This is a genomic window from Streptomyces triticisoli, from assembly GCF_003270085.1.
Taxonomy (GTDB): Bacteria; Actinomycetota; Actinomycetes; order Streptomycetales; family Streptomycetaceae; genus Streptomyces; species Streptomyces triticisoli.
On record NZ_QFDQ01000003.1, the window covers coordinates 20,025 to 44,437 of the forward strand.

General features: G+C 71.8%; 22 protein-coding genes. 15 read left to right on the plus strand and 7 right to left on the minus strand.

Features of this window, described 5'->3' with window-relative positions; genetic code table 11:
- Positions 1-47: 47 nt before the first annotated feature.
- From DEP02_RS00665 to DEP02_RS00675, 3 genes are all read left to right on the plus strand, one after another.
- The gene (locus DEP02_RS00665; protein ID WP_112465355.1) at positions 48-992 is read left to right on the plus strand and encodes an ABC transporter ATP-binding protein; all 945 of its coding nucleotides are present in this window, start codon (positions 48-50) and stop codon (positions 990-992) included.
- The gene (locus DEP02_RS00670; RefSeq protein WP_112465356.1) at positions 979-1,854 is read left to right on the plus strand and encodes an ABC transporter permease; all 876 of its coding nucleotides are present in this window, start codon (positions 979-981) and stop codon (positions 1,852-1,854) included. Before DEP02_RS00665 ends, DEP02_RS00670 begins: the two co-directional genes overlap by 14 nt.
- Positions 1,855-2,000: 146 nt before the next feature.
- Positions 2,001-2,573, plus strand: coding sequence for a hypothetical protein (locus DEP02_RS00675; RefSeq protein ID WP_438947708.1), 573 nt, complete (start codon positions 2,001-2,003; stop codon positions 2,571-2,573).
- Positions 2,574-2,606: 33 nt separating this feature from the next.
- On the opposite strand, the gene DEP02_RS00680 is transcribed toward DEP02_RS00675, so the two are convergent.
- The 7 genes from DEP02_RS00680 to DEP02_RS00710 all read right to left on the minus strand — a co-directional run bounded on the left by DEP02_RS00680 (position 2,607) and on the right by DEP02_RS00710 (position 12,531).
- A complete protein-coding gene (locus DEP02_RS00680; RefSeq protein WP_438947709.1) occupies positions 2,607-4,184 on the minus strand; it encodes a DUF4153 domain-containing protein in 1,578 nt (525 codons plus the stop codon).
- 380 nt (positions 4,185-4,564) lie between these two features.
- Positions 4,565-5,527: an EamA family transporter RarD gene (rarD, locus tag DEP02_RS00685; protein WP_112465358.1), complete on the minus strand. Its 963-nt coding sequence runs from the start codon at positions 5,525-5,527 to the stop codon at positions 4,565-4,567.
- Between the two features lie 140 nt (positions 5,528-5,667).
- Complete coding sequence (locus tag DEP02_RS00690) at positions 5,668-6,747, minus strand: 2-oxoacid:ferredoxin oxidoreductase subunit beta (protein WP_112465359.1); 1,080 nt, start codon at positions 6,745-6,747, stop codon at positions 5,668-5,670.
- The gene (locus DEP02_RS00695; protein ID WP_112465360.1) at positions 6,740-8,668 is read right to left on the minus strand and encodes a 2-oxoacid:acceptor oxidoreductase subunit alpha; all 1,929 of its coding nucleotides are present in this window, start codon (positions 8,666-8,668) and stop codon (positions 6,740-6,742) included. Before DEP02_RS00695 ends, DEP02_RS00690 begins: the two co-directional genes overlap by 8 nt.
- 169 nt (positions 8,669-8,837) lie before the next feature.
- Positions 8,838-9,509, minus strand: a complete 672-nt coding sequence (locus tag DEP02_RS00700) for a response regulator transcription factor (protein ID WP_112465361.1) — start codon at positions 9,507-9,509, stop codon at positions 8,838-8,840.
- A gap of 234 nt (positions 9,510-9,743) precedes the next feature.
- Positions 9,744-11,111, minus strand: a complete 1,368-nt coding sequence (locus DEP02_RS00705; protein WP_112465438.1) for a sensor histidine kinase — start codon at positions 11,109-11,111, stop codon at positions 9,744-9,746.
- A 196-nt stretch (positions 11,112-11,307) separates the two neighbouring features.
- Positions 11,308-12,531 carry a sensor histidine kinase gene (locus tag DEP02_RS00710; RefSeq protein WP_112465362.1) on the minus strand — a complete coding sequence of 408 codons (1,224 nt, stop codon included), beginning with the start codon at positions 12,529-12,531 and terminating at the stop codon, positions 11,308-11,310.
- A gap of 243 nt (positions 12,532-12,774) precedes the next feature.
- Here DEP02_RS00710 and DEP02_RS00715 point away from each other — a divergent pair, with 243 nt between their 5' ends.
- The 12 genes from DEP02_RS00715 (at position 12,775) to DEP02_RS00770 (ending at position 24,402) form a co-directional block, all read left to right on the plus strand.
- Positions 12,775-13,182, plus strand: coding sequence for an NADH-quinone oxidoreductase subunit A (locus DEP02_RS00715; RefSeq protein WP_112465363.1), 408 nt, complete (start codon positions 12,775-12,777; stop codon positions 13,180-13,182).
- Positions 13,173-13,781, plus strand: a complete 609-nt coding sequence (locus DEP02_RS00720) for an NADH-quinone oxidoreductase subunit B (RefSeq protein WP_112465364.1) — start codon at positions 13,173-13,175, stop codon at positions 13,779-13,781. The genes DEP02_RS00715 and DEP02_RS00720 overlap by 10 nt, the downstream gene beginning before the upstream one ends.
- Entirely contained in the window at positions 13,778-15,196 is a 1,419-nt protein-coding gene (locus tag DEP02_RS00725) for an NADH-quinone oxidoreductase subunit C (protein ID WP_112465365.1), read from the plus strand. The genes DEP02_RS00720 and DEP02_RS00725 overlap by 4 nt, the downstream gene beginning before the upstream one ends.
- Positions 15,193-16,161, plus strand: a complete 969-nt coding sequence (locus DEP02_RS00730; protein ID WP_112465366.1) for a complex I subunit 1/NuoH family protein — start codon at positions 15,193-15,195, stop codon at positions 16,159-16,161. Before DEP02_RS00725 ends, DEP02_RS00730 begins: the two co-directional genes overlap by 4 nt.
- Positions 16,162-16,779, plus strand: a complete 618-nt coding sequence (locus DEP02_RS00735; protein WP_112465367.1) for a NuoI/complex I 23 kDa subunit family protein — start codon at positions 16,162-16,164, stop codon at positions 16,777-16,779.
- Entirely contained in the window at positions 16,776-17,417 is a 642-nt protein-coding gene (locus DEP02_RS00740; RefSeq protein WP_232838896.1) for an NADH-quinone oxidoreductase subunit J family protein, read from the plus strand. Before DEP02_RS00735 ends, DEP02_RS00740 begins: the two co-directional genes overlap by 4 nt.
- Positions 17,417-17,818, plus strand: coding sequence for an NADH-quinone oxidoreductase subunit NuoK (gene nuoK / locus DEP02_RS00745; RefSeq protein ID WP_112465440.1), 402 nt, complete (start codon positions 17,417-17,419; stop codon positions 17,816-17,818). Before DEP02_RS00740 ends, nuoK begins: the two co-directional genes overlap by 1 nt.
- Positions 17,815-19,809 (plus strand): NADH-quinone oxidoreductase subunit 5 family protein, encoded by a 1,995-nt coding sequence (locus tag DEP02_RS00750; protein ID WP_112465439.1) that lies wholly within the window; start codon positions 17,815-17,817, stop codon positions 19,807-19,809. The genes nuoK and DEP02_RS00750 overlap by 4 nt, the downstream gene beginning before the upstream one ends.
- Before the next feature lie 6 nt (positions 19,810-19,815).
- Positions 19,816-21,390, plus strand: a complete 1,575-nt coding sequence (locus DEP02_RS00755) for a complex I subunit 4 family protein (RefSeq protein ID WP_112465368.1) — start codon at positions 19,816-19,818, stop codon at positions 21,388-21,390.
- The gene (locus DEP02_RS00760; protein WP_112465369.1) at positions 21,387-22,916 is read left to right on the plus strand and encodes an NADH-quinone oxidoreductase subunit N; all 1,530 of its coding nucleotides are present in this window, start codon (positions 21,387-21,389) and stop codon (positions 22,914-22,916) included. The genes DEP02_RS00755 and DEP02_RS00760 overlap by 4 nt, the downstream gene beginning before the upstream one ends.
- 233 nt (positions 22,917-23,149) lie before the next feature.
- Positions 23,150-24,013 carry a zinc metalloprotease HtpX gene (gene htpX, locus DEP02_RS00765; protein WP_112465370.1) on the plus strand — a complete coding sequence of 288 codons (864 nt, stop codon included), beginning with the start codon at positions 23,150-23,152 and terminating at the stop codon, positions 24,011-24,013.
- Positions 24,010-24,402: a YccF domain-containing protein gene (locus DEP02_RS00770; RefSeq protein ID WP_112465371.1), complete on the plus strand. Its 393-nt coding sequence runs from the start codon at positions 24,010-24,012 to the stop codon at positions 24,400-24,402. Before htpX ends, DEP02_RS00770 begins: the two co-directional genes overlap by 4 nt.
- Positions 24,403-24,413: the final 11 nt, after the last annotated feature.

The following is a 24,413-nucleotide window of genomic DNA, read 5'->3' on the forward strand; positions in this document are numbered from 1 at the left end:
CGGTGAGAACGCGACGGCACGACGAAACGGACGGAACGAGGGAGCCGATGGACGAAGGGAATGACGGCGTCATCCGCACCCGCGGGCTCACCAAGCGCTACCGCGGCGGGCAGCTCGCCGTCGACGGTCTCGACCTGACCGTCCCGGCGGGCAGCGTCTTCGGCTTCCTCGGTCCGAACGGCTCGGGCAAGACCACCACCATCCGCATGCTGATGGGGCTCATCGAGCCCACCTCCGGCACGGCGCGCGTGCTGGGGCACGCCATGCCCCGCTCCTCGCGCGCCGTGCTGCCCCGGGTCGGCGCGCTCATCGAGGGCCCGGCCCTGTACGGCTACCTGACCGGCCGGGACAACCTGCTGCGCTACGACGCCGCCGACTCGACCGCCGACCCCCGCACCCGGCGTGCCCGGGTCGCCGCCGCGCTGGACCGGGTGGGCCTGACGGCGGCGGCGGGCAAGAAGGCCAAGGCGTACTCCCTGGGCATGAAACAGCGCCTGGGCCTCGCCGCCGCGCTGCTCCAGCCGCGCAGACTGCTCGTCCTGGACGAGCCGACCAACGGCCTCGACCCGCAGGGCATGCGCGAGATCCGCTCCCTCATAAGGGAGTTGGCCTGTGACGGCACGACCGTCTTCCTCTCCTCCCACCTGCTGGACGAGATCGAGCAGGTGTGCACCCACGCGGCCGTCATGACCCAGGGCCGGCTGGTCACCCAGGGCGCGGTGGCCGAGCTGGCCGCCGGTGCGCGCGGACGGCTGGTGGTGACCACGCCGGACACCGGGGAGGCGGCCCGGGTGCTGAAGGAACAGGGCGTCGGCGACCTGGTCGTCGGCGAGGACCGGGTGACCGGCGACCCACCGGAGCGTGATCTCGCCGAGGTGAACGCCGCGCTGGTGACGGCGGGCGTCCGCGTGCGTGGCTTCGGGCTCGAACGGGCCTCGCTGGAGGACGCGTTCGTGGCGCTCACGGGGGAGGGCTTCGATGTCGCGGGCTGAGACCGCCGTACGCACCCCGAGCCCGCTGTGGACCTTCGGGCTGCTGCGCAGCGAGCTGGCCACCACCTTCCGGCGCTGGCGCACCCTCGCCCTGCTGGGCGTGCTGGCCGCCGTACCGGTCCTGGTCGGGGTGGCCGTCAGGATCGAGACGGGGGACGGCTCGTCGCCGGCCCACGGGGGCGGCGGTGACGGCCCGGCGTTCATCGCGCAGATCACCAACAACGGACTGTTCCTGGTCTTCACCGCGCTGGCCGCCACCCTGCCGTTCTTCCTGCCGATGGCCGTCGGCGTGATCGCGGGTGACGCGATCGCGGGGGAGGCGAACACGGGCACCCTGCGCTATCTGCTGGTCGCCCCGGCCGGCCGTACCCGCCTGTTGCTGGCCAAGTACGCCACGACGATGGTGTTCTGCCTGGTCGCCACCCTCGTGGTCGCCGTCTCGGCGCTCACCGTGGGCGCGCTGCTCTTCCCGCTCGGCGACCTGACGACCATCTCCGGCACGCGGATCGGCTTCGCCGAGGGACTGGGCCGGGCACTGCTGATCGCCCTCGTCGTCGCCGCGTCCCTGACCGGCCTCGCCGCCCTCGGCCTGTTCGTCTCGACGCTGACCAACAGCGGCATCGCGGCGATGGCCACGACCGTGGGCCTGCTGATCACCGTCCAGATCCTCGACCAGATCCCCCAGCTCCACGCGATCCAGCCGTATCTCTTCTCCCACTACTGGCTGTCCTTCGCCGACCTCATGCGCGAGCCGGTCCACTGGGACGGCCTGGTGAAGAACCTTCAGCTGCAGACCCTGTACGCGGCGGTGTTCGGCTCGGCGGCCTGGGCACGGTTCACGGCGAAGGACATCACCGCGTAGGGACCGGCCCCGGTGACGGCGCGGGCCACCGGTTCCTGGTGCGAGTCTGTGACGTTGCGGTGACGTGGGCGGGGCAGGCGGGCGGCGAGACTCGACAGTACGCGTACGCGTACGACCGGATGGCACTCATCCGAGTGAGGGAACCGATGTCTCGACCGACCCGCGAGCCCGCCCCCGCCCGCGGTTTCGACGCAGTGGCCGAAGCCGTGCTCGGCGAGGACCCCAGGACCGCGACCGGTGGGACGGGCGCCGTCCTGCTCGCCGAACCCCTGGCGCGGATCAACGAGGCCGTGAAGGAGGGCCGTATCGACGAGGCGGCGACGCTGACGGAACGCACCGTCGCGCAGACCTCCGGCACCCTCGACCCGGACCACCCCGAGGTACTGCGCCTGCGCGAACTGACCGCCTACATCGCCTACTTGGCGGGCGACCCGCTCCGTTCCCTCCGCCTCTGCCTCGACCTCGCCCGCATCCACCGCCGCCACCGCGACGCGGAGGCCGCCTACGGCGACATCCAGAGCGCGGCCACCGCCTGGCGCGCGGTCCGCGACCCCGAGCAGGGCCTGCGCCTCGGCCGCGACCTGATCGGCCTGTGGACCGAACTCACCACCGAGGCCGGCCCCGCCGCCGACGACATGGACCAACTGCGCTCCGCCCGCGCCCGTATGGGCCGCCTGGCCGAACGAGCCCGCAACGCGGCGCCCCCGGCTACGAGCTGACGCGTTCGCCGCGGCGGAAACGGGACGCCCCGGTCAGCGGTACTCGGAGCTCTCCCCGATGCTTTCGCAGACCATCGGGTCCGTCATCGCAGGCGGCCGTTCCTCGAGGATCTGCCGGGCGCGGACATCTCCCCAGCTGGTCTCGTACCAGGACGCCGTTGCCGGACCGAGCTCCTTCGCCAGGGCACCGAGGACGCAGGACCGCAGGGGCTCCTCCAGCCTGTCCAGGGCGGGGACCGCGTCCGCCGAGAGGTCACGCGCGTAGTCCAGGTCGAACCTGTGGGTCCTCTCGTAACGCCGCACGTTCTTCTCGGCGATCAGACCGTCGGGAGAGGCCAGGCCGAAGGCGAGGACCCCGGCAGCTGCCGACGCGGCGACGGCGCGGGGCAGCCGGCGTGCGCCCCAGATTCCGGCGGCCATGATCAGCAGGATGACCAGGCCGAGCCACAGTTCCACGGCCACGACGGAGATCCGCAGCCGGGTCAGCCCGTACGCCTCGACGTACATGTCCATGCGCCGTACCGCCGAAGCGACCACGATCAGGGTGAGTGCGCAGAGGGTGCCGAGGACTCCCCGCACCAGGGTCCGGTCACCGGGCCCGCCGCGTGGTGCCCAGCGCAGCGCGAGGACGATGACCAGGAGGGTGAGGAGCGTGGCGAGGAGGAGCTGCCAGAAACCCTGCCGCGCGTACTCGGAGTAGGTCTGGCCGGTCTTCTCCAGGACGGCCTGGTATCCGCCGAAGAGGACGGCGAGCTGGATGGCGTTGAAGACGGCGAACAGGGCGCACAGCACGAGCAGGGGAAGCGCCCACTCGCCCCGGCCGCGGGCGCGGCCCGGAGTGGTCCTGAAGCTGTCCCACCGCAGCGGGGCGGCGGCGCTGTGTGCCGCCGCGAGGGCACCGAGGAGCCCGAGGGCGAACAGCACCAGCCGCCAGGGGCCTTCGCCGACGGACGTGTCCGGGACCAGTCTGCTCAGCAGGTCGGCGAAGGCCGAGTCGGCCCCGGCGAACAGCGCGCCGAAGACGAGGAGGAGCACGGCCGTCACGGCAAGGGCCCGCAGCGCGGAACCCACGTTGCCGGAGGCGTTGCCGGCCCGGGCGCGCACTCCTCGCCAGCCCCACACGGTGCCCTTGAACAACGAGTTGACCAGCCCGAAGGAGCTGAGGGCGACACCGGCCCAGGTCCGCGAGCCGTGGAGGGCGAGCGATGCGAGACCGATGGCGGTGGCCACGGCGAGGAAAGAAGGCCACTGGGCGGCGCGCAGCGCCGGAACCAGCAGGAGGGCGAGCCCTCCGACGCCCCAGGCGAGCGTCCAGGGACGGGCCTGTGTCCGGCCCGCCTGGCGCGCGGCGAAGTACGCGGTGAGCGTGGCCGGCAGGGCGACGAGCAGCAGATTGACGCCCACACCGTGGCTGAGCAGCACCATGCTGAGCACGCCGGTGGCGAGCGCCGACCAGAGGACGGGGGTGTCCACGGTGGAGGGCGGTTCACGGGGCAGGTCGGTGAACCAGAGTTCGTGGGTGTGGGTGCCCGCGTACACGGAGCCGGGGGCTTCGCCGGACCGCGTGTCCGTCGCCGCGCGCGCCCTGCCCTCCGCCTCTCCCTCAGGCACTTCGGGTATGCGCTCCGTCGGCCGGGACCGCTCGGGCGGTTTGGCGGGCACAGGTGGTTTCTCTGTCATGGGACCCCCTCCCAACCGGCCCCTGAACGCATGTACTCGGGTACGTCGAGCGGGTACCGGTGTCGCTTGCGAAGCCGACCGCCATGATCGTCAGGGCGGCGTGCCCGCAAGGGTAGCGGGGCGCGGACATGTCACGCTCCACCGAGCCGATCCGGCCGGCCGGGCCACGCAGAACTCGTTGCCCTCCGGCTTCCGGCATCCGCCGGAACAGCGGCCGGCCCGTGTGCCAGGAACCATTGACAACAACGGGTGGCCGGGCGCCCGTGCCCGCTCCGGGGTGCTCACACCGTTACCGGCGGCGGGCCTGCCGTCTACGCCTCCACCGGATCCGCCTTCGCCACCGCCGCCGCCCGGGGAGCCCCGATCCGGGCCCTGAGCAGTGCCGCCCGTCGGGCCGTGCGCAGGCCGTCCCAGGTCAGGAGGGTCAGGGCCAGCCAGACCAGGGCGAATCCGGCCCAGCGCTCGGCGGGCATGGACTCGTGGAAGTAGACGATGCCCAGCAGGAACTGGAAGAGCGGGGCCATGTACTGCAGCAGGCCCAGTGTGGACAGCGGCACCCGTATCGCGGCCGCGCCGAAACAGACCATCGGCAGCGCGGTGACGATGCCCGTGGAGGCGAGCAGGGCGGTGTGCCCGGCGCCCTCGGTGGCGAAGGTGGAGCGGCCCTGGGCGCCCAGCCACAGCAGGTAGGCGAGGGCGGGCAGGAACTGGACGGCGGTCTCGGCGGCCAGCGACTCGACGCCGCCGAGGTTGACCTTCTTCTTCACCAGACCGTAGGTGGCGAAGGAGAAGGCCAGGCACAGGGAGATCCACGGCGGGCGGCCGTAGCCGATGGTCAGCACCACGACGGCGGCGGCGCCGATGCCGACCGCCGTCCACTGCACGGGCCGCAGCCGCTCCTTGAGGAGCAGCACGCCCATCGCGATGGTGACCAGCGGGTTGATGAAGTAGCCGAGGGAGGCCTCGACGACGTGCCCGCTGTTCACGGACCAGATGTAGACGCCCCAGTTGACGGTGATCACCGCGGCGGCGACCACGACGAGGCCCAGCCTGCGCGGCTGCCGCAGCAGTTCGCCGGCCCAGGCCCAGCGGCGTACGACGAGCAGCGCGACGGCGACGAAGGCGAGGGACCACACCATGCGCTGGGCGAGGATCTCCACCGCGCCGGCGGGCTTGAGCAGAGTCCAGTAGATGGGGACGATGCCCCACATCCCGTAGGCGGCTATGCCGTTCAGCAGTCCTGTGCGCCGTTCAGCCCTCGGCTTCTCGCTCAAGCGATCCCTCCTTCATGCTCTGCCCGCGTGCGCGCGCCACAGAAGAAGGTAACGCCGGACACCCCCGCCTGTCATACCCGTACCGCAGGACGGTCATGACAGGCGGGGGTGCCCGGCGTACTCGGCAGGAGCCGGCGTACTCAGCCGACGACCGTCCAGGTGTCCCCGCCGGCCAGCAGCGCCGCCAGGTCGCCCTTGCCGCGCTGCTCGATCGCCGTGTCCAGCTGGTCGGCCATCAGGGTGTCGTACACCGGGCGGTCGACGGAGCGGAGCACACCGATCGGCGTGTGGTGCAGGGTGTCCGGGTCGGCCAGCCGGGACAGCGCGAAGGCCGTGGTCGGCGAGGTCGCGTGGGCGTCGTGGACGAGGATGTCGGACTCGTTGGCCGGGGTGACGTCGACGATCTTCAGATCGCCGGTGGCCGCGTCCCGTACGACACCGCGCGCACCGTCCTCGCCGAAGCGGATCGGCTGCCCGTGCTCCAGGCGGATCAGGGCCTCCTGGGCCTGCTGGCGGTCCTTGAGGGCGTCGAAGGCACCGTCGTTGAAGATGTTGCAGTTCTGGTAGATCTCGATCAGCGCGGTGCCCGGGTGGGCGGCGGCCTGGCGCAGCACCTCGGTCAGGTGCTTGCGGTCGGAGTCGATCGTCCGCGCCACGAAGGACGCCTCCGCGCCGATCGCCAGCGACACCGGGTTGAAGGGCGCGTCCAGCGAGCCCATCGGCGTCGACTTGGTGATCTTGCCGACCTCGGAGGTCGGGGAGTACTGACCCTTGGTCAGGCCGTAGATCCGGTTGTTGAACAGCAGGATCTTGAGGTTGACGTTGCGGCGCAGGGCGTGGATCAGGTGGTTGCCGCCGATCGACAGCGCGTCGCCGTCACCGGTCACCACCCACACGCTCAGGTCGCGCCGCGAGGTCGCCAGGCCGGTGGCGATGGCGGGGGCGCGGCCGTGGATGGAGTGCATCCCGTAGGTGTTCATGTAGTACGGGAAGCGGGAGGAACAGCCGATGCCGGAGACGAAGACGATGTTCTCCCTGGCCAGTCCCAGCTCCGGCATGAAGCCCTGGACGGCCGCCAGGATCGCGTAGTCGCCACAGCCGGGGCACCAGCGCACTTCCTGGTCGGACTTGAAGTCCTTCATGGACTGCCTGGCCTCGGCCTTCGGCACCAGGGAGAGCGCCTCGACCGTGCTCCTGCCTTCCGTGGACGTCTCAGCCATCGATGGCCTCCTTCAGAGCCGTGGCGAGCTGTTCGGCCTTGAACGGCATTCCGTTGACCTGGTTGTACGAGTCCGCGTCCACCAGGTACTTCGCCCGCACCAGAGCGGCGAGCTGCCCGAGGTTCATCTCGGGGATCACCACCTTGTCGTAACGTTCCAGGACCGCGCCGAGGTTCTTCGGGAACGGGTTGAGGTGGCGCAGATGGGCCTGCGCGACGGCCTCCCCGGCCGCGCGCAGCCGGCGTACGGCCGCGGTGATCGGGCCGTAGGTCGAGCCCCAGCCCAGAACGAGGGTGTTCGCGCCGTCCGGGTCGTCGACCTCCACGTCCGGGACCTCGATGCCGTCGACCTTGGCCTGCCGGGTGCGGACCATGAAGTCGTGGTTGGCGGGGTCGTAGGAGATGTTGCCCGTGCCGTCCTGCTTCTCGATGCCGCCGATGCGGTGCTCCAGGCCCGGCGTGCCCGGGATCGCCCACGGGCGGGCCAGCGTCTTCGCGTCCCGCTTGTACGGCCAGAACACCTCTGTGCCGTCGGCCAGGGTGTGGTTGGGCCCCTGCGCGAACCGCACGGTGAGGTCCGGCAGCTCGTCCGGCTCGGGGATGCGCCACGGCTCGGAGCCGTTGGCCAGGTAGCCGTCGGAGAGCAGGAAGACGGGCGTGCGGTACGTCAGCGCGATGCGGGCCGCGTCCAGGGCGGCGTCGAAGCAGTCGGCCGGGGTGCGGGGGGCGACCACCGGGACCGGGGCCTCGCCGTTGCGGCCGTACATCGCCTGCAGCAGGTCGGCCTGCTCGGTCTTGGTCGGCAGGCCGGTGGACGGCCCGCCGCGCTGGATGTCGACGATCAGCAGCGGCAGCTCCAGGGAGACCGCGAGCCCGATGGTCTCCGACTTCAGGGCCACGCCCGGGCCGGAGGTCGTGGTGACGGCGAGCGAACCGCCGAAGGCGGCCCCGAGCGCCGCACCGATGCCGGCGATCTCGTCCTCGGCCTGGAAGGTCCGCACGCCGAAGTTCTTGTGCCGGCTCAGCTCGTGCAGGATGTCCGAGGCCGGGGTGATCGGGTACGAGCCCAGGAACAGCGGCAGGTCCGCCTGCCGGGAGGCGGCGACCAGGCCGTAGGCCAGGGCCAGGTTCCCGGAGATGTTCCGGTAGGTGCCGACGGGGAAGGCCTTGGCGGCCGGGGCGACCTCGTAGGAGACCGCGAAGTCCTCCGTCGTCTCGCCGAAGTTCCAGCCCGCGCGGAAGGCGGCGATGTTGGCGGCCGCGATGTCCGGCTTCTTGGCGAACTTCGTCCTCAGGAACTTCTCGGTGCCCTCGGTGGGCCGGTGGTACATCCAGCTCAGCAGGCCCAGCGCGAACATGTTCTTGCTGCGCTCGGCCTCCTTGCGGGACAGGTCGAAGTCCTTCAGCGCCTCCACCGTCAGCGTGGTCAGCGGCACCGGGTGCAGGCTGTAGCCGTCCAGCGAGCCGTCCTCCAGCGGGGAGGCATCGTAGCCGACCTTCGCCATCGCGCGCTTGGTGAACTCGTCGGTGTTGACGATGATCTCCGCGCCGCGCGGCAGATCGCCGATGTTCGCCTTCAGCGCGGCCGGGTTCATCGCGACCAGCACGTTCGGCGCGTCGCCGGGGGTGAGGATGTCGTGGTCGGCGAAGTGCAGCTGGAAGGAGGACACGCCCGGCAGGGTGCCCGCGGGGGCGCGGATCTCGGCCGGGAAGTTCGGCAGGGTCGACAGGTCGTTGCCGAAGGCCGCCGTCTCCGAGGTGAAACGGTCACCGGTGAGCTGCATACCGTCGCCGGAGTCCCCCGCGAACCGGATGATCACCCGGTCCAGACGGCGGACGTCCTTCGTCCCGGCCGCCCTGCGCTGCTCTCCTACGACGGCTCCGTCGGCCTGCTCCGCTGGACTGCTGACCTGGCTGGTCACTGAACTGGACCTCCCTCGAGGCGGCTGTATGGGAGCGGCCTTCACGAAGAGCCTGCCGAAGACCTTCCCGGTTTCAACCCTACGTCGGTCAGGGTCGCCTTCCTTGAACCGTTCGTATGGTGGACGCGACGCTGAGACGGCTCGATCCGACCGTCACAGTGTCGGACGATCAAGAGTTCAGATAGGTGAGCACGGCCAGAACACGCCGGTGATCCCCGTCACTCGGGGCCAGTCCGAGCTTCAGGAAGATGTTGCTGACGTGCTTCTCGACCGCGCCGTCGCTCACCACCAGCTGCCGGGCGATCGCCGAGTTCGTCCGCCCCTCGGCCATCAGGCCCAGCACCTCCCGCTCCCGCGGGGTGAGCCCGGCCAGCACGTCCTGCTTGCGGCTGCGCCCCAGCAGCTGGGCGACCACCTCCGGGTCCAGGGCCGTACCGCCCTCGGCGACCCGCACCACCGCGTCCACGAACTCCCGGACCTCGGCCACCCGGTCCTTGAGCAGATAGCCCACCCCGCGACTGGAGCCGGCCAGCAGCTCGGTGGCGTACCGCTCCTCCACGTACTGCGACAGCACCAGCACACCCAGCCCCGGGTGCGCCTTGCGCAGCTGGACGGCGGCCCGCACCCCCTCGTCGGTGTGCGTCGGCGGCATCCGTACGTCCGCCACGACGACGTCGGGCAGCGCCGACTGGTCGTACAGCTCCGTGATGGTCTTGATCAGCGCCTCGGCGTCGCCGACACCCGCCACGACCTCGTGCCCGCGGTCGGTCAGCAGCCGGGTCAGGCCCTCCCTGAGCAGCACTGAATCCTCGGCGATGACCACCCGCACCCTGTCCTCCACGATCCTCGGCCCCCCACAGCCCCGCTCGTCGGTCGTTGCATACGACATGGTCCAGCATTCCAGCATTCGGACCCTGCCGCGCCCGGGCCCCGGGAAGTGGGGGAGGTGGCTGCGTATTCGACGTATTCGGCTACACGACTGACGGCATGTTGCGGCATGTCTCGGCCTGCCGACCACGGCCGGGTGGCCGCGGCCGGCAGGCCGCACGTCAAAGAATTCGGATCCGCGGTGCGGTCAGCGCCGCCAGGGCAGCTCCGCCGTCACCCGGGTGGGCCCGCCGGCCGGCGAGTCGACGACCAGGATCCCGTCCACCGCGTCCAGCCGCTCGGCCAGCCCCGCCAGGCCCGACCCCTCGGACGGGTCCGCACCGCCGACCCCGTCGTCCACGACCTGCAGCATCAGCCGGTTCTCCGCCCGCCACACGTCGACGGAGGCGGACCGGGCCCCGCTGTGCTTGCTGACGTTCTGCAGCAGCTCGGAGACGGTGAAGTAGGCGATGCCCTCGATCGCCGGTGCCGGCCGCTGCGCCAGGTCCACCTCCACCCGCACCGGCACGGTGCAGCGCGAGGCGACCGAGGACAGGGCCGCGTCCAGACCGCGGTCGGTCAGTACGGCGGGGTGGATGCCGCGGGCCAGGTCCCGCAGCTCCTGCAGCGCCGTCTTCACCTCGCCGTGCGCCTCGTCCACCATCCGCGCCGCCGCCTGCGGGTCCTCCGCCAGCTTCTCCTTGGCCAGGCCCAGGTCCATCGCCAGCGCCACCAGCCGGGCCTGCGCGCCGTCGTGCAGGTCCCGCTCGATGCGCCGCAGGTCCGCGGCGGCCGTGTCGACCACGACACCCCGGTCCGACTCCAGCTCCACCACCCGCGCCGACAGCCGCGACGGCCCGAGCAGCCCGTGCACCAGCACCCGGTCCACCATCGTCAGCGCCCGCACGATCCACGGCGTGGCCAGCGTGAACAGCAGCCCCACCAGCGCGGTCACCGTGATCTCGAACGGGTTGTCGAGGTAGATGCCGTGCTGCCCGTCGCCGTAGAGCTGGATGCCGCCCTGGTCGGCCCACATCGGGAAGACCCAGAACCACAGCGGGTACGTCAGCAGCCCCCAGCCCAGCGACCAGAAGGTCACCGCGACGGAGAAGGAGAACACCGCCCACGGGAACTGCAGCACGGCGTAGAGCAGGGCCCGCCAGGAGCTGCCGCTCTTCAGCAGGGTCCCCGTCCAGGCCAGGACACCCGACTCCTTCGTCCGCAGCGGCTCCGGCTCGGCCACCTCCAGGCCGAGCAGACCGCGCGCCCGCGCCCGCTCCAGCACGCCGAACAGGCGGCAGCCGGCCAGCGCCGCCGCCAGCACCGGGACACCGAAGAACGTCACCAGCATGCCCACGCCCAGCGACACCATCGTGACGGCGTACGTGAAGAGCATGATGCCGACCGGCAGGCTCAGCAGCACGTATCCGAACTCGCGCCAGCTGCGCGCCTCGAACGGCGCCCGCAGCCCGGCCGGCACCAGGTGCCGCCGCCGGCCCGGGGTCCCGTCGTGGAACCCGTCCCCGCTGTAGGGCCCGTACCCCTGTCCGTACCGCGATCCGTACTGGGTGGCCATCGGCGTCGTCCCGTTCCCCTCGTCGTGCTGCGTCTCGTCGCGCTGCGTCTCGTCGTGCTGCGTCCTGCGGCTTGCTTTCCGCGGCTGTCCCGCCATGCCTCCAGCCTGCTCGGCCGTGGGGGGTGGGGCCATGGAGCGCGTCGGCGTCCTGGGCGGGGGGTTTTCCCCACCCCTTGCCGGGGGCGCCCGCGTCCCGCTACCTCGGGCCGGAGGCGTCCGCGCCCCGGCCGTCCGTGCGGTCCCGCCACGGCAGCTCCGCCGTGACCGTCGTCGGGCCGCCCTGCGGCGAGTCGACGACGAACAGGCCGTCGACCGCGTCCAGCCGCTCGGCCAGACCGCGCATCCCCGTCCCGCCGTCCAGCCGGGCACCGCCGCGGCCGTCGTCCCACACCTGGATCAGCAGCCGGCCCTCGGTCCGCCACACGTCGACGGAGGCGGACCGGGCCCCGCTGTGCTTGCTGACGTTCTGCAGCAGCTCGGAGACCGTGAAGTAGGCGATGCCCTCGATGGCCGCGGCCGGGCGGGCGTCCAGGTCGGCCGTCACCTTCACCGGCACGGTGCAGCGCGAGGCGACCGAGGACAGGGCCGCGTCCAGGCCGCGGTCGGTCAGTACGGCGGGGTGGATGCCGCGGGCCAGGTTCCGCAGCTCCTGCAGCGCGAGCTTCACCTCGCCGTGCGCCTCCTCGACCATCGCGGCGACCAGTTCGTCGGCCTGACCCTCCAGCAGCTTCTCCTTGGCCAGGCCGAGACCCATGGCCAGGTTGACCAGCCGGGCCTGCGCGCCGTCGTGCAGGTCCCGCTCGATGCGCCGCAGGTCCGCGGCGGCCGTGTCGACCACGACACCGCGGTCGGACTCCAGTTCGGCGATGCGCCGCTCCAGCTCGTCGGAGGGCGAGAGCAGGGCGCGCACCATGGCCCGGTCCACGTTCGTCATGCCCCGCGCGAGGAACGGCAGCACCGGCCACAGCACGAACAGCGAGACCAGCGTGACCACGAAGGTGAACACGCCCCAGGGCAGTCGCATGAAGTGGTACAGCGCCGTGCGCCAGCCCACCGGGTCCTTCAGCGCCGTCCAGAGCCGGTTGGGCAGTCCTTTCGTGCGGAGCAGCGGCAGCGGGCTCGGCTCCTCGATCCGCACCCCGAGCAGTGCCCGGGCCCGCGCCCGCTCCAGCCGGCCCAGCTGCCGCGTGCCCATGAGCCCGGCCGCCAGCAGCGGGAAGCCGATCACGTTGAGCGTCAGCGCGGCGCTGGTGGGCAGCACCGACACCACGTAGACGAAACCGAACAGCGACACCGGCAGGTTCGCCAGGAGATGCGTGATCTCCTTCCAGGTGGGCAGGTCGTAGGCGAGACGAGCCGGGGGCAGACGGTCCTCGGCGCCGGCTGCCACCGGATCGGCGGGGGAGTTGCGTGCGGTCATACCGGTCAGCGTGCCGTGCGGCGGGCGTCCCGCGCCATGAGGTCGGCCGCCCTGTCCGGCGGGGGAAAACCCCACCCTCGCACCTCATGGTGTGCAGGACTGCTTACCGTTCCTTTATCAGGGCCTAGACTCCCGTGCGTACAGATCGTCGAACACAGGGCCAGAGGACAAGGCCAGAAGACAGGGCCGGGAGACAGGTCCGGGAGACAGGGCCGGCACGGCCAGGGAGCGAGGGGACGGACGGTGCGGGAGACGTTGCGGGGGTCGACCGCCGTCGTCGCGGCGGACCACTTCCAGTCCTATTCGGTCGTCGGGCTGCTCGCCGTCGTGGGCGTGCTGTTCGTCGCCGTCGCCTTCGGCGCGGGCCGGCTGCTGCGCCCGGTGGTCCCCACGCCGGAGAAACTGCTGACGTACGAGTGCGGCGTCGACCCCGTCGGCGAGGGCTGGGCGCACACCCAGGTCCGCTACTACGTCTACGCCTTCCTGTACGTCGTCTTCGCCGTCGACTCGATCTTCCTGTTCCCCTGGGCGACGGTCTTCGCCGCCCCCGGCTACGGCGCGACGACGCTCGTGGAGATGTTCATCTTCCTCGGCTTCCTGGCCGTGGGCCTGCTGTACGCATACAAGAAGGGCGTCCTGGCATGGACGTGAACCCCGAGCCCGTTCTGCTGCCCGAGCCGAAGAGGCTGGGCGCGCTCGCCCGGCTGGCTCCCGAGCCGATGAAGGTCGTCCTGAACTGGGGCCGCCGCTACTCGCTGTGGGTCTTCAACTTCGGTCTCGCCTGCTGCGCGATCGAGTTCATCGCCGCGTCGATGGCCCGGCACGACTTCATCCGGCTCGGCGTGATCCCGTTCGCGCCCGGGCCGCGCCAGGCCGACCTGATGGTGGTGTCCGGCACGGTCACGGACAAGATGGCCCCGGCGATCAAACGCCTGTACGAGCAGATGCCCGAGCCGAAGTACGTCATCTCCTTCGGCGCCTGCTCCAACTGCGGCGGCCCGTACTGGGACTCGTACTCCGTCACCAAGGGCGTCGACCAGATCATCCCGGTGGACGTCTACGTCCCCGGCTGCCCGCCGCGCCCGGAGGCGCTGCTCCAGGGGATCCTGAAACTCCAGGAGAAGATCGCGCGGGAGTCGCTGGGGGAGCGGTACGGGGTCGGGACGGCGCGCCCTTCGACGGCGGCGCTGCGGAGCGGGCTGGTGAATCCGCCGGCCGCCGGAGCCGTCGGCGAGGAGGACGCGCGATGAGCGGTGCCGGTGCCGGCTGGCTGCCCGCGCCCGCCGAGGAACTGTTCGGCGAAGGGGCCACGGCGGAGGAGTCCTACGAGGTCCTCACGGTGGACGTACCGCCCACCGCGTGGGTGCCCGCTCTGCTGACCGCCCGCGACGAGCTGGGCTGCACCTACTTCGACTGGCTGAGCGCGGTCGACGAGCCGGGCACGGGCTTCCGCGTCTCGGCCCACGTCGTCGCCCTCGCCCCGGTACGGCGCCTGCTGCTGCGTACGACGGTCCCGCACGAGGCGTCGGTGCTGCCCACCGCGGTCGACGTCTACGCGGGCGCGGGCTGGCACGAGCGCGAGACGCACGAAATGTTCGGGGTCCGCTTCGAGGGCCACCCCGCCCTGGACCACCTCCTCCTGCCGGAGACCTTCGAGGGCCACCCCCTGCGCAAGGACTTCGTCCTGGCCGCCCGCGTCGCCAAGGCCTGGCCGGGGGCGAAGGAACCAGGGGAGCCCGCGGTGGGTACCGCCCACGGCGGCCCCAGGCGCCGCCAGATGCTGCCCCCGGGCGTCCCCGACCCCAACGAGTGGGGCCCCTTGAAGGGCCAACTCCCACCGGCCCCGGCCCGCCCCGCAAGGGGCACGGCCCGCCCGGCGGGCGAGCGTCCGGTACGGCGTACCCGCACGGCGGCGGAGGGCTCGGCGAGCCAGACCGGCTCCGTAACGGACGCGACCGGGGCCGCGAGGCCCCGCCGGACGCGGAGCGCGAGCGAGGGTTCGGTCAGCCAGGGCACCGGCCGGGAGACTCCGGCGGGGACCGAGGGCGCGCCCGGCGAGGCCGGGGCGGTGGCCGGGAGCACCGCGCCGCGGGGGCAGGCGGCCGGGGGGTCCCGCCGGGCGCGAAGTGCGTCCGAGGGGTCGGTCAGTCAGCGCGCGGCAGGCGTGGAGGACGCGAGCCCGGAGGCTGCGACGGCGGCCGAGGGCGCACCCGCGGAAGGCGGCGGGGCGGTGGCCGGGGGTGCCGCGCGGCGGAAACAGGCCGCGGCCGAAGGCGCGACGTCGCAGGCCGCGGCGGCGGAAGGGCCGGCCGCGGAGGCTTCGGTGGCCCATGAGCCGGGCGCGGAGGCGTCCTCCGCAGCCCGGTCCGGGCCTCGGCGTACGCAGAGCGCGTCCGAGGGGTCGGCTTCCCAGCGGGCCGGCACCGGGCCACGTCGTGCGCGCAGCGCGAGCGAGGGTTCGGCCTCCCAGCGTGCGGCGGCGGCCGACCGGTCGCCCGTGCCTCCCGCGACCCCGCGCAGCCCGGACGCCCCCTGGCACCACGCCCGCCCGGCGTTCGACGAGTCCGAGCCGAAGCCGCGGCGGAAACCCGAGGACGCCACCCCCGACGACAACGCCCCCGACACCCCTGACACCCCCGACGGCTCCGAAGGAGGCCCGCAGTGAACGACGCGGTCGACGTCGCCCTGCGACTCCTGATCGTCTTCGCGGTCTTCCTCACCTTCCCCCTGATCATCGGTCAGACCGAGCACAAGGTGATGGCCCACATGCAGGGCCGCCTCGGTCCCATGTACGCCGGCGGCTTCCACGGCTGGGCCCAGCTCGTCGCGGACGGCGTGAAGTTCGTGCAGAAGGAGGACGTGGTCCCGGCCGGTGCCGACCGCCGGGTCTTCCAGCTCGCCCCCGCCGTCGCCCTGCTGCCGTACCTCCTCGTGCTGCTCGCCATCCCGATCGGCCCCGGCGAGGGCGCCGTCGGCCAGGTCCTCGACGCGGGCATCTTCTTCGTGCTCGCCGTGATGGGCGTCGGCGTCCTCGGCTCGCTCATGGCCGGGTGGGCCTCCGCCAACAAGTTCTCCCTCCTCGGCGGCCTGCGCACCGCCGCCCAGCTCCTCGCCTACGAACTGCCCATGCTGCTCGCCGCCGCCTCCGTGGCGATGGCGGCCGGCACGGTCTCCCTGCCCGGCATCGTCCACGCCTTCCAGTGGTGGTGGCTGCCCTGGCAGATCGTCGGCGCGATCGTCTTCTTCGTCGCCGGCCTCGCCGAACTGCAACGTCCGCCGTTCGACATGCCCGTCGCCGACTCGGAGATCATCTTCGGTGCGTACACCGAGTACACCGGTCTGCGCTTCGCCCTCTTCCTCCTCGCCGAGTACGCCGGGATCGTCGTCCTGTGCGGTCTGACCACCGTCCTCTTCCTGGGCGGCTGGCACGGCCCCTGGGGCGCCGAGGGACTCGGCTGGCTGTGGACCCTGCTGAAGACCGCCGTCCTCGCCTTCGTCGTCATCTGGCTGCGCGTCACCCACCCCCGCCTGCGCGCGGACCAGCTCCAGAAGTTCTCCTGGACCCTCCTCGTCCCCCTCTCCCTCGCCCAGATCGCCCTCACCGGCATCGTCAAGGTGGTGATTTCCTGAATGGCCCCCATCCCTGGCTCCGGCCTCGCCAAGGGCCTGGCCGTCACCCTGCGCACGATGACGAAGAAGACCGTCACCGAGCAGTATCCGGACACCCAGCCCGACCTGCCGCCCCGCACCCGCGGAGTGATCGGCCTGTTCGAGGAGAACTGCACGGTCTGCATGTTGTGCGCCCGCGAGTGCCCGGACTGGTGCATCTACATCGACTCCCACAAGGAGACGATCCCGGCGGCGACCCCCGGCGGCCGCGAACGCAGCCGCAACGTCCTCGACCGCTTCGCCATCGACTTCGCCCTGTGCATGTACTGCGGTATCTGCATCGAGGTCTGTCCTTTCGACGCCCTGTTCTGGTCCCCGGAGTTCGAGTACGCCGAGACCGACATCCGCGACCTCACCCACGAGCGCGACAAGCTCCGCGAGTGGATGTGGACCGTGCCGGCCCCGCCCGCCCTGGACCCCGGCGCGGAGGAACCCAAGGAGATCGCCGCCGCCCGCAAGACCGCCGAGAAGCTGGCCGCCCAGCAGCAGGCCGCACAGGCCGCACAGGCCGAGCAGTCGAAGCAAACCGAGCAGTCAGAGCCGCCCAAGCAGCCCGAACCGCGGGAGGAGGACGCATGAGCATCGCCGCCGCAAGCCCCGGTTTCCTCTCCCCGACCGGAGTCGAGATCGCCTTCCTCCTCGTCGGCCTGGTCACCTTCGGCGCCGCCCTCGTCACCGTCACCACCCGGCAGCTGGTGCACGCCGCCCTGTGGCTGGTGGTGGCCCTCGGTGGCCTCGCCGTCGAGTACCTCCTGCTCACCGCCGAGTTCATCGCCTGGGTTCAGGTCCTCATCTACGTCGGTTCCGTCGTCGTCCTCCTCCTGTTCGGCCTGATGCTCACCAAGGCCCCCATCGGCCGCTCCCCGGACGCCGACTCCGGCAACCGCTGGGCCGCCCTCCTCGTGGCCGGCGCCGCCGCGGCCGCCCTGGTCTGGGTGGTCGTCGATGCCTTCCGCACCACCTGGATCGACCTGGACGGCGCCGCCGTCGGCACCACGAAGGTCACCGGCGAGAGCCTCTTCCAGAACTGGGTGCTGCCCTTCGAGGCCCTCTCCGTCCTCCTGCTGGCCGCCCTGGTCGGCGCGATCGTCCTGTCCCGCAAGGCGAAGGCGGACGCAGCCGCTTCTTCCCGAGCTCCGCAGGAGCGCGGCGACCAGGGCGCGGACCGGAGCGAGGACCGGAACACGGACCGGAGCGCGCAGGAAGGTGCCCGCTGATGCACCTCGCCTATCCCGCCGTGCTCTCCGCCCTCCTCTTCTGCACCGGCCTGTACGGCGTCCTCGCCCGCCGCAACGCGATCCTGGTCCTGATGTCCGTCGAGCTCATGCTCAACGCCGTCAACCTCAACCTGGTCGCCTTCGACGTCTGGCTCACCAGGGCCGCGATCGAGACGCTGCACTCCGGGCAGGCCCTGACCCTGTTCACCATCGCCATCGCCGCCGCCGAGATCGGCATAGGCCTGGCGATCGTCCTCGCCGTCCACCGCAACCGCGGCACCTCGGACATCGACCGGCTCCGCGATGCCGCCGAGGGCCCCGACGACGACCTCGACGACGGCCCCGACAGCGACGCCGCCGCGCGAGCGCAGGCCGCTGGGAAGGCGGAGGCCACCGCGTGACCACGACCACCCTCGCCGTCCTCGTCCCCCTCCTTCCGTTCCTCGGCGCCGTGGCCGGCCTGCTGCTCGGCCGCACCGCCCCCGGCTTCGTCCGCCCGCTCGCCGTCCTGCCGACCCTCGCCTCCCTCGTCCTGACCGCGCTGGTCGCCGCGGACCAGGGCGGCGGCCGGGCCGTCGACGCCGCCACCGAGCTCACCCCCACCGGCTCGGTCCCCATCGAACTCGCCCTGCACATCGACGGCTTCGCCGCGCTCGTCGCCGTCCTGGTCGGCGCCGTAGCCACCTGCGTGCAGATCTACTCCATGGGCTACCTGCGCGACGACCCGCGCTACCCCTCCTACGCCGCTCTCGTCTCCCTGTTCACCTCCGCGATGCTGCTCGTCGTCTACTCCGGCGACCTGATCGTGCTGCTGGTCGGCTGGGAAGTCATGGGCATCTGCTCCTACTTCCTGGTCGGCCACTACTGGGAGACCCCGGAGGCCCGCGCCGCCTCCATCAAGGCCTTCCTGGTCACCAAGCTCGGTGACGTACCGTTCCTGATCGGCCTGTTCGCACTCGGCACCGCCGCCGGGTCCTTCCGGATCACCGAGGTCCTCGACACCGTCGCGAGCGGCGGACTGCACCACCCGACCGTGGTCGCCCTGCTGCTCCTCGCCGGCGTGGCGGGCAAGTCGGCGCAGTTCCCGCTCCACACCTGGCTGCCCGACGCGATGGCGGGCCCCACACCCGTCTCCGCGCTGATCCACGCCGCGACGATGGTCGCCGCCGGCGTCTACTTCGTCGCCCGGCTCCTCCCCGTCTTCCAGGCCTCCGCGGCCGCGATGACCGTCCTCGCCGTCATGGCCGCCGTGACCATGGCCGGCTCGGCGCTCGCCGCACTCGCCCAGGACGACATCAAACGCGTCCTCGCCTACTCGACGATCAGCCAGCTCGGCTACATGACCGGCGCCCTCGCCGTCGCCGACCGCGGCGCGGCCGTCTTCCACCTCCTGTCCCACGGCGCCTTCAAGGCGCTGCTGTTCCTCGCCGCCGGCGTGATCATCCACGCCGCCGGCACCAACTCGCTGGCCGCCATGTCCCGCATGAGCAACCTGCGCGACCGCGTCCCGGACGCCTACTGGACGATGACCGTGGCGCTCCTCGCGCTCGCCGCGATCCCCCCCTTCAGCGGCTTCTTCTCCAAGGAGTCCGTCCTCGGCGCCGCCGAACACGTCGCCTCCGGCCACACCGACCACGCCCCCGGCGCGGCGGGCTGGACCGTCCTCGTCGCCGGCCTCGTCACGGCCCTGCTCACCGGCGCCTACGCCATGCGCCTGTGGCTGCGGGCCTTCCGCGGCCAGGGCACCGAGGCCCCCGACCACGGCAAGCAGCCCCTCGCCATGAACGCCGTCCTCTGGGTGCTCGCCATCCCGTCCCTCGCCTTCGGCGGCCTCGCCTTCCGCACCCTGCCCGCCTGGTTCGACGGCCGCGACCTGAGCCCCACGCTCACCACCTCCGTCCTCGGCACGGGGGTCGCCCTGGTCGGCGGCATCGTCACCTACGGCGCCTGGCGGCACACCACCGCACTCGCCGCCCGCGTCCCCCTCGGCGCCGTCGCCGCCCACCCGGAGGCCGACGCCGGACTCGTCGAGGCCGAGGCCATCGCCAGCCACAAGCCCGCTTACGGGGACATCGCCTACGCGCCCGACCCCGCCGACCCCGGACGGCTGCTGCTCGGACCGCTGCACCGCCACGCGGCCGTCGGCTTCCACCTCGACGCCGTGTACGCGGCCCTCTTCGTCCGCCCGGTCCTGGCCGGAGCGAGCCTCGTCCGGTTCCTCGACCGGGAGGTCGTCGAGACCTACGTACGCGGCGCCGGCGCCGCCCCCCGGCTGCTCGGGGCCGTCGTACGGCGTGCCCAGACCGGCAATGTGCAGACCTATGTGAGCGCGCTGCTCGCCGGCACCGTCGTCCTCGCGGTCGCCGCCGTCCTTCTCGCCACGGGAGTGTGAGCAGGCGTGACCGGTATCAACGAGTCCGTGATGCAGTTCCTTCTGGCATTCCTCGTCGTCGGCCCGCTCCTCGGGGCCGGGGCCGCCCTCCTGCCTGCCCCGCCCGGACTGAAGGGGAAGTCACCCGACCAGGCCGTGCTCCGGCACGGCGTCACGGTCACCGGCGCCGTCCTCGCCGCCGCGATCGCCCTCACGGCCGGCTTCGACCACGCCCAGGCGTCGAAGATGCAGGCCACGACCGACATCAGCTGGATCCCCGCACTCCACGTGCGCATCCACCTCGGCGTCGACGGCATCTCCCTCCCCCTCCTCGTCCTGACCGCGCTGCTGGCCTTCCTCTGCGCGCTGTACTCCTACTTCAAGCCACCCGCGGGCCCGACCCCGAAGGCATTCGTCGCGCTGCTGCTCCTGCTCGAGTCCGGCACCCTCGCGACCTTCGCCGTCCTCGATCTGCTGCTGTTCTTCCTCGCGTTCGAGATGGTGCTCATCCCGATGTACTTCCTCATCGCCCGCTGGGGCGGCGAGGGCCGTCAGGCCGCCGCCTGGCGGTTCATCCTCTACACACTGCTCGGCTCGGTCGTCATGCTGCTCGGCCTGCTCCTGATCGGGATCAAGGCCGGCACATTCGACATGGTCGCACTCGCCACTGACAACGGCCGGTCACTGACCGCGACCGTGCAGGTCATCGCGGTTCTGGCGATCGGAGTCGGGCTCGCGGTCAAGACACCGTTGTGGCCGCTGCACAGCTGGCTGCCGGACGCCCACACCGCCGCCCCGACCGTCGGCTCGGTCCTGCTGGCCGGTGTCCTGCTCAAGATGGGAACGTACGGGTTCGTCCGGATCCTGCTGCCGATCACGCCCGACGGCTTCCACACCTTCGCGCCCTACCTCGCCGCCTTCGCCGTCGTCGGGATCATCTACGGATCCCTGGCCTGCCTCGCCCTGGCCAGACCGGGCGCCAAGGGCGACCTCAAGCGGCTCATCGCCTACTCCTCCGTCGGCCACATGGGCTTCGTCCTGCTCGGCATCGCCACCATGACCCCGACCGGCGTGAACGGCGCCCTGTTCGCCAACATCGCCCACGGCCTCATCACCGGCCTGCTCTTCTTCGTCGTCGGCGCCCTCAAGGACCGCACCGGCACCACCGACCTCGACGCCCTCGCGGAGAAGACAGGCGCCGCCCTGTACGGAAAGGCCCCGCGCCTGGGCGGCCTGCTCGCCTTCGGCGCGGTCGCCTCGCTCGGCCTGCCCGGACTCGCCGGATTCTGGGGCGAGATGCTCGCCCTGTTCGGCTCGTTCAGGCCCGCCGACGGCCTCAGCCGGCCCGCCTTCCTCACCTTCATGGCGATCGGCGTGTTCGGCACCCTCCTGACCGCCGCGTACATGCTCATCGTGGTCCGCCGCGTCTGCATGGGCGCCGTACCGCGGCAGGCGCCCCGGCTCGCCGACGTCCACACCTACGAGTTCGCGGCCTGGACCCCGCTCGTCGCCCTCACCGTCCTCGCCGGGCTCTGGCCGAAGGCCCTGCTCGGGCTCACCGACCCGGCCGTGCAGCAGCTCCTCGCAGGAGGCACCCGATGAGCGCCCTGCTCCTGGCCCAGCCGTCGGCCGAATCGATGGTCCAGTCCGTCGACTGGCTCGCCATCGCACCGCCCACCCTCACCGCGGTGGTCGCGCTCGCGGTGCTCGTCGCCGACCTCTTCGTGCCCGCCGGCCGCAAACCCGTCCTCGGCCGGGTCTCCATCGCGGGCCTCTCCGCCGCCACCCTGTTGCTGCTGCCCCTCCTCGACGGCCGCCGCAGCACGTTCTGCCTGACCGGACAGGCCGACGTCTGCAGCTACACCGCCGACCACTTCGCCCTCGTCATCCAGTTCCTCGTCCTCGGCGGCGCGCTCCTCACGGCCCTGCTGTCGGTCACCGCGCTGAAGGACGCGCGCGGAGCACTGCCCGAAGGGGAGTTCTGGTTCCTGCTGCTGGCCTCCACCGCCGGCGCCGCCCTGCTGCCCGCCGCACGCGACCTGGCGACCCTGATCGTCGCCCTGGAGGTCGCCTCCCTGCCCGCCTTCGCCCTCGTCGGCCTGCGGCACGGCGACCGCAGGTCCTCCGACGCGGCCCTGAAGTTCTTCCTGTCCTCGGTCACCGCCACCGCCGTCAGCCTCCTCGGCGTCAGCTTCGTCTACGCCTCCACCGGCACCCTCTACCTCACCCAGGTCGCCGACCGCATCCAGCACGTCGACGGACAGCTCCACACCGTCGCCCAGACCGGCGTCGTCCTCACCCTCGTCGGCTTCGCCTTCAAGACGGCCGCCGTCCCCTTCCACTTCTGGGTCCCCGACACCTACGTGGGCGCCCCCCTGCCCATCGCCGCCTACCTGTCGGTCATCGGCAAGGCGGTCGGCTTCACCGGCCTGATCCTCGTCACCGTCGTCGCCTTCCCGTCGTACGCCGGTGCCTGGGGGCCGGCTCTCGCCATATTCGCCGCACTCACCATGACCGTCGGCAACGTCGGAGCCCTGCGCCAGCAGGCCACGCGCGCGTACAGCGCGGTACGGCTGCTCGCCTGGTCCTCCGTCGGGCAGGCCGGCTACCTCCTGGTGCCGATCGCCGCGGCCGGATACGCGAAGGACCCCCAGAAGTCGATCGGCTCCACGGTCGCCTACGCCCTCATGTACGCCGCCGTGAACCTCGGTGCCTTCGCAGTCGCCGCCCTCGTGGGCCGTACGAGGGAACGCAACCGCATCACGGACTACCGGGGCCTGTACGCCACCAACCCGCTGACCGCCCTCCTGATGGCCTTCTTCCTGCTGTGCCTGGCCGGACTGCCCCCGGGCGTCATCGGCCTGTTCGCCAAGGTCACCGTCTTCTCCGCGGCCGTCGACGCCGGACTCGGCTGGCTCGCCGTCGTCATGGCCGTCAACGTGGTCATCGCGCTCTTCTACTACCTGCAGTGGACGGCACTGCTGTTCCGCGCCCCCGAGGGCGAACCCGTACGGCACCGCGTCCCGGTCCCCCTCACCGCCGCCATCACCCTCACGGCCGTCCTCGGCATCGCCCTGTCCGGCGCACCCCAACTGGTCCTGCGCTTCGCCGGCACCGGCCTGTTCTGAACACCGGGGAGTCGCCACACGCGCGCCGGGCACTCGCCCCCCACGCGCGCGTGCCGCTCGGCGTCCCGCTCACCCGGACGGCCCGCGCGCCGTCGCGCACTCCAGGGAACCCGCGGCTCCCGCCTGGCGTTGACCAGTACGTAAGGGTCCACTGGAGGCGACACCACGCCATCGGTGGCGTCGGACAACAGCAAGCGAAGGGTTCCCCTGCCGCACCGCTTGGAGGGCGTACCGTGCACCGCCGGCACAACGGGCTCAGGACCGCAGTCCTCCTCGGGGGACTGTCCGCACTCATCATCGTCATCGGCAGTTTCTTCGGCCGCACCGGCCTGATCGTCGCGGTCCTCGTCGCCCTCGGCACCAACGCGTACGCGTACTGGAACAGCGACAAGCTGGCACTGCGCGCCATGCGCGCCCGTCCGGTCAGCGAGTTCGAGGCCCCGGCCCTCTACCGCATGGTCCGCGAACTCTCCACCCAGGCCCGCCAGCCCATGCCCCGCCTGTACATCTCCCCGACGGAGGCGCCCAACGCCTTCGCGACCGGCCGCAACCCGCGCAACGCGGCCGTGTGCTGCACGGAAGGCATCCTGCGCATCCTGGACCAGCGTGAACTGCGCGGCGTCATCGGCCACGAGCTCAGCCACGTCTACAACCGCGACATCCTCATCTCCTCCGTCGCCGGAGCCCTCGCCTCCGTGATCATGTTCCTGGTCAATTTCGCCTGGCTGATCCCGATCGGCCGCTCCAACGACGACGAGGGCCCCGGCCTGCTCGGCATGCTCCTGATCATGATCCTCGGCCCGCTCGCGGCCACCGTCATCCAACTGGCCATCAGCCGCTCCAGGGAGTACGAGGCCGACGCGTCCGGCGCCCGGCTCACCGGCGACCCCCTCGCCCTCGCCAGCGCCCTGCGCAAGCTGGAGATCGGCACCCAGCAGCTCCCGCTGCCCCCCGAGCCGCGTATCGAGACCGCGAGCCACATGATGATCGCCAACCCGTTCCGCCCGCGGCAGGGACTGTCGAGAATGTTCTCCACGCACCCGCCGATGGCGGAGCGCATCGCCCGACTCGAGCAGATGGCAGGTCACTACCGATGAAGACAATCCTCAACGTCATCTGGCTGATCCTCAGCGGCTTCTGGCTGTTCCTCGGCTACCTCCTCGCGGGCGTGCTGCTGTGCATCACCATCATCGGCATCCCCTTCGGCATAGCTTCGTTCCGTATCGGCGTCTACGCCCTGTGGCCCTTCGGATACACCACGGTCGAGCGCCGCGACGCGGGCGCCCCCTCCTGCGTCGGCAACGTGCTGTGGCTGATCCTCGCCGGCTGGTGGCTGGCCCTCACCCACATCACCACCGGCATCGCGCTGTGCCTGACGATCATCGGCATCCCGTTCGGCATCGCCAACTTCAAGCTGATCCCGGTCTCCCTGTTCCCGCTGGGCCGCGAGATCGTCCGCACGGACCAGCCGTTCGCGACACGCTGACAGGCGGAGGC

Excerpts from the sequence above, each read along its gene's own strand:
- DEP02_RS00665 (WP_112465355.1), top strand. The coding sequence starts at position 48 with ATGGACGAAGGGAATGACGGCGTCATCCGCACCCGCGGGCTCACCAAG.
- DEP02_RS00670 (WP_112465356.1), top strand. The coding sequence starts at position 979 with ATGTCGCGGGCTGAGACCGCCGTACGCACCCCGAGCCCGCTGTGGACC.
- DEP02_RS00675 (WP_438947708.1), top strand. The coding sequence starts at position 2,001 with ATGTCTCGACCGACCCGCGAGCCCGCCCCCGCCCGCGGTTTCGACGCA.
- DEP02_RS00690 (WP_112465359.1), bottom strand. The coding sequence starts at position 6,747 with ATGGCTGAGACGTCCACGGAAGGCAGGAGCACGGTCGAGGCGCTCTCC.
- DEP02_RS00705 (WP_112465438.1), bottom strand. The coding sequence starts at position 11,111 with ATGGCCACCCAGTACGGATCGCGGTACGGACAGGGGTACGGGCCCTAC.
- DEP02_RS00710 (WP_112465362.1), bottom strand. The coding sequence starts at position 12,531 with ATGACCGCACGCAACTCCCCCGCCGATCCGGTGGCAGCCGGCGCCGAG.
- DEP02_RS00720 (WP_112465364.1), top strand. The coding sequence starts at position 13,173 with ATGGACGTGAACCCCGAGCCCGTTCTGCTGCCCGAGCCGAAGAGGCTG.
- DEP02_RS00725 (WP_112465365.1), top strand. The coding sequence starts at position 13,778 with ATGAGCGGTGCCGGTGCCGGCTGGCTGCCCGCGCCCGCCGAGGAACTG.
- DEP02_RS00735 (WP_112465367.1), top strand. The coding sequence starts at position 16,162 with ATGGCCCCCATCCCTGGCTCCGGCCTCGCCAAGGGCCTGGCCGTCACC.
- DEP02_RS00740 (WP_232838896.1), top strand. The coding sequence starts at position 16,776 with ATGAGCATCGCCGCCGCAAGCCCCGGTTTCCTCTCCCCGACCGGAGTC.
- nuoK (WP_112465440.1), top strand. The coding sequence starts at position 17,417 with ATGCACCTCGCCTATCCCGCCGTGCTCTCCGCCCTCCTCTTCTGCACC.
- DEP02_RS00760 (WP_112465369.1), top strand. The coding sequence starts at position 21,387 with ATGAGCGCCCTGCTCCTGGCCCAGCCGTCGGCCGAATCGATGGTCCAG.
- DEP02_RS00770 (WP_112465371.1), top strand. The coding sequence starts at position 24,010 with ATGAAGACAATCCTCAACGTCATCTGGCTGATCCTCAGCGGCTTCTGG.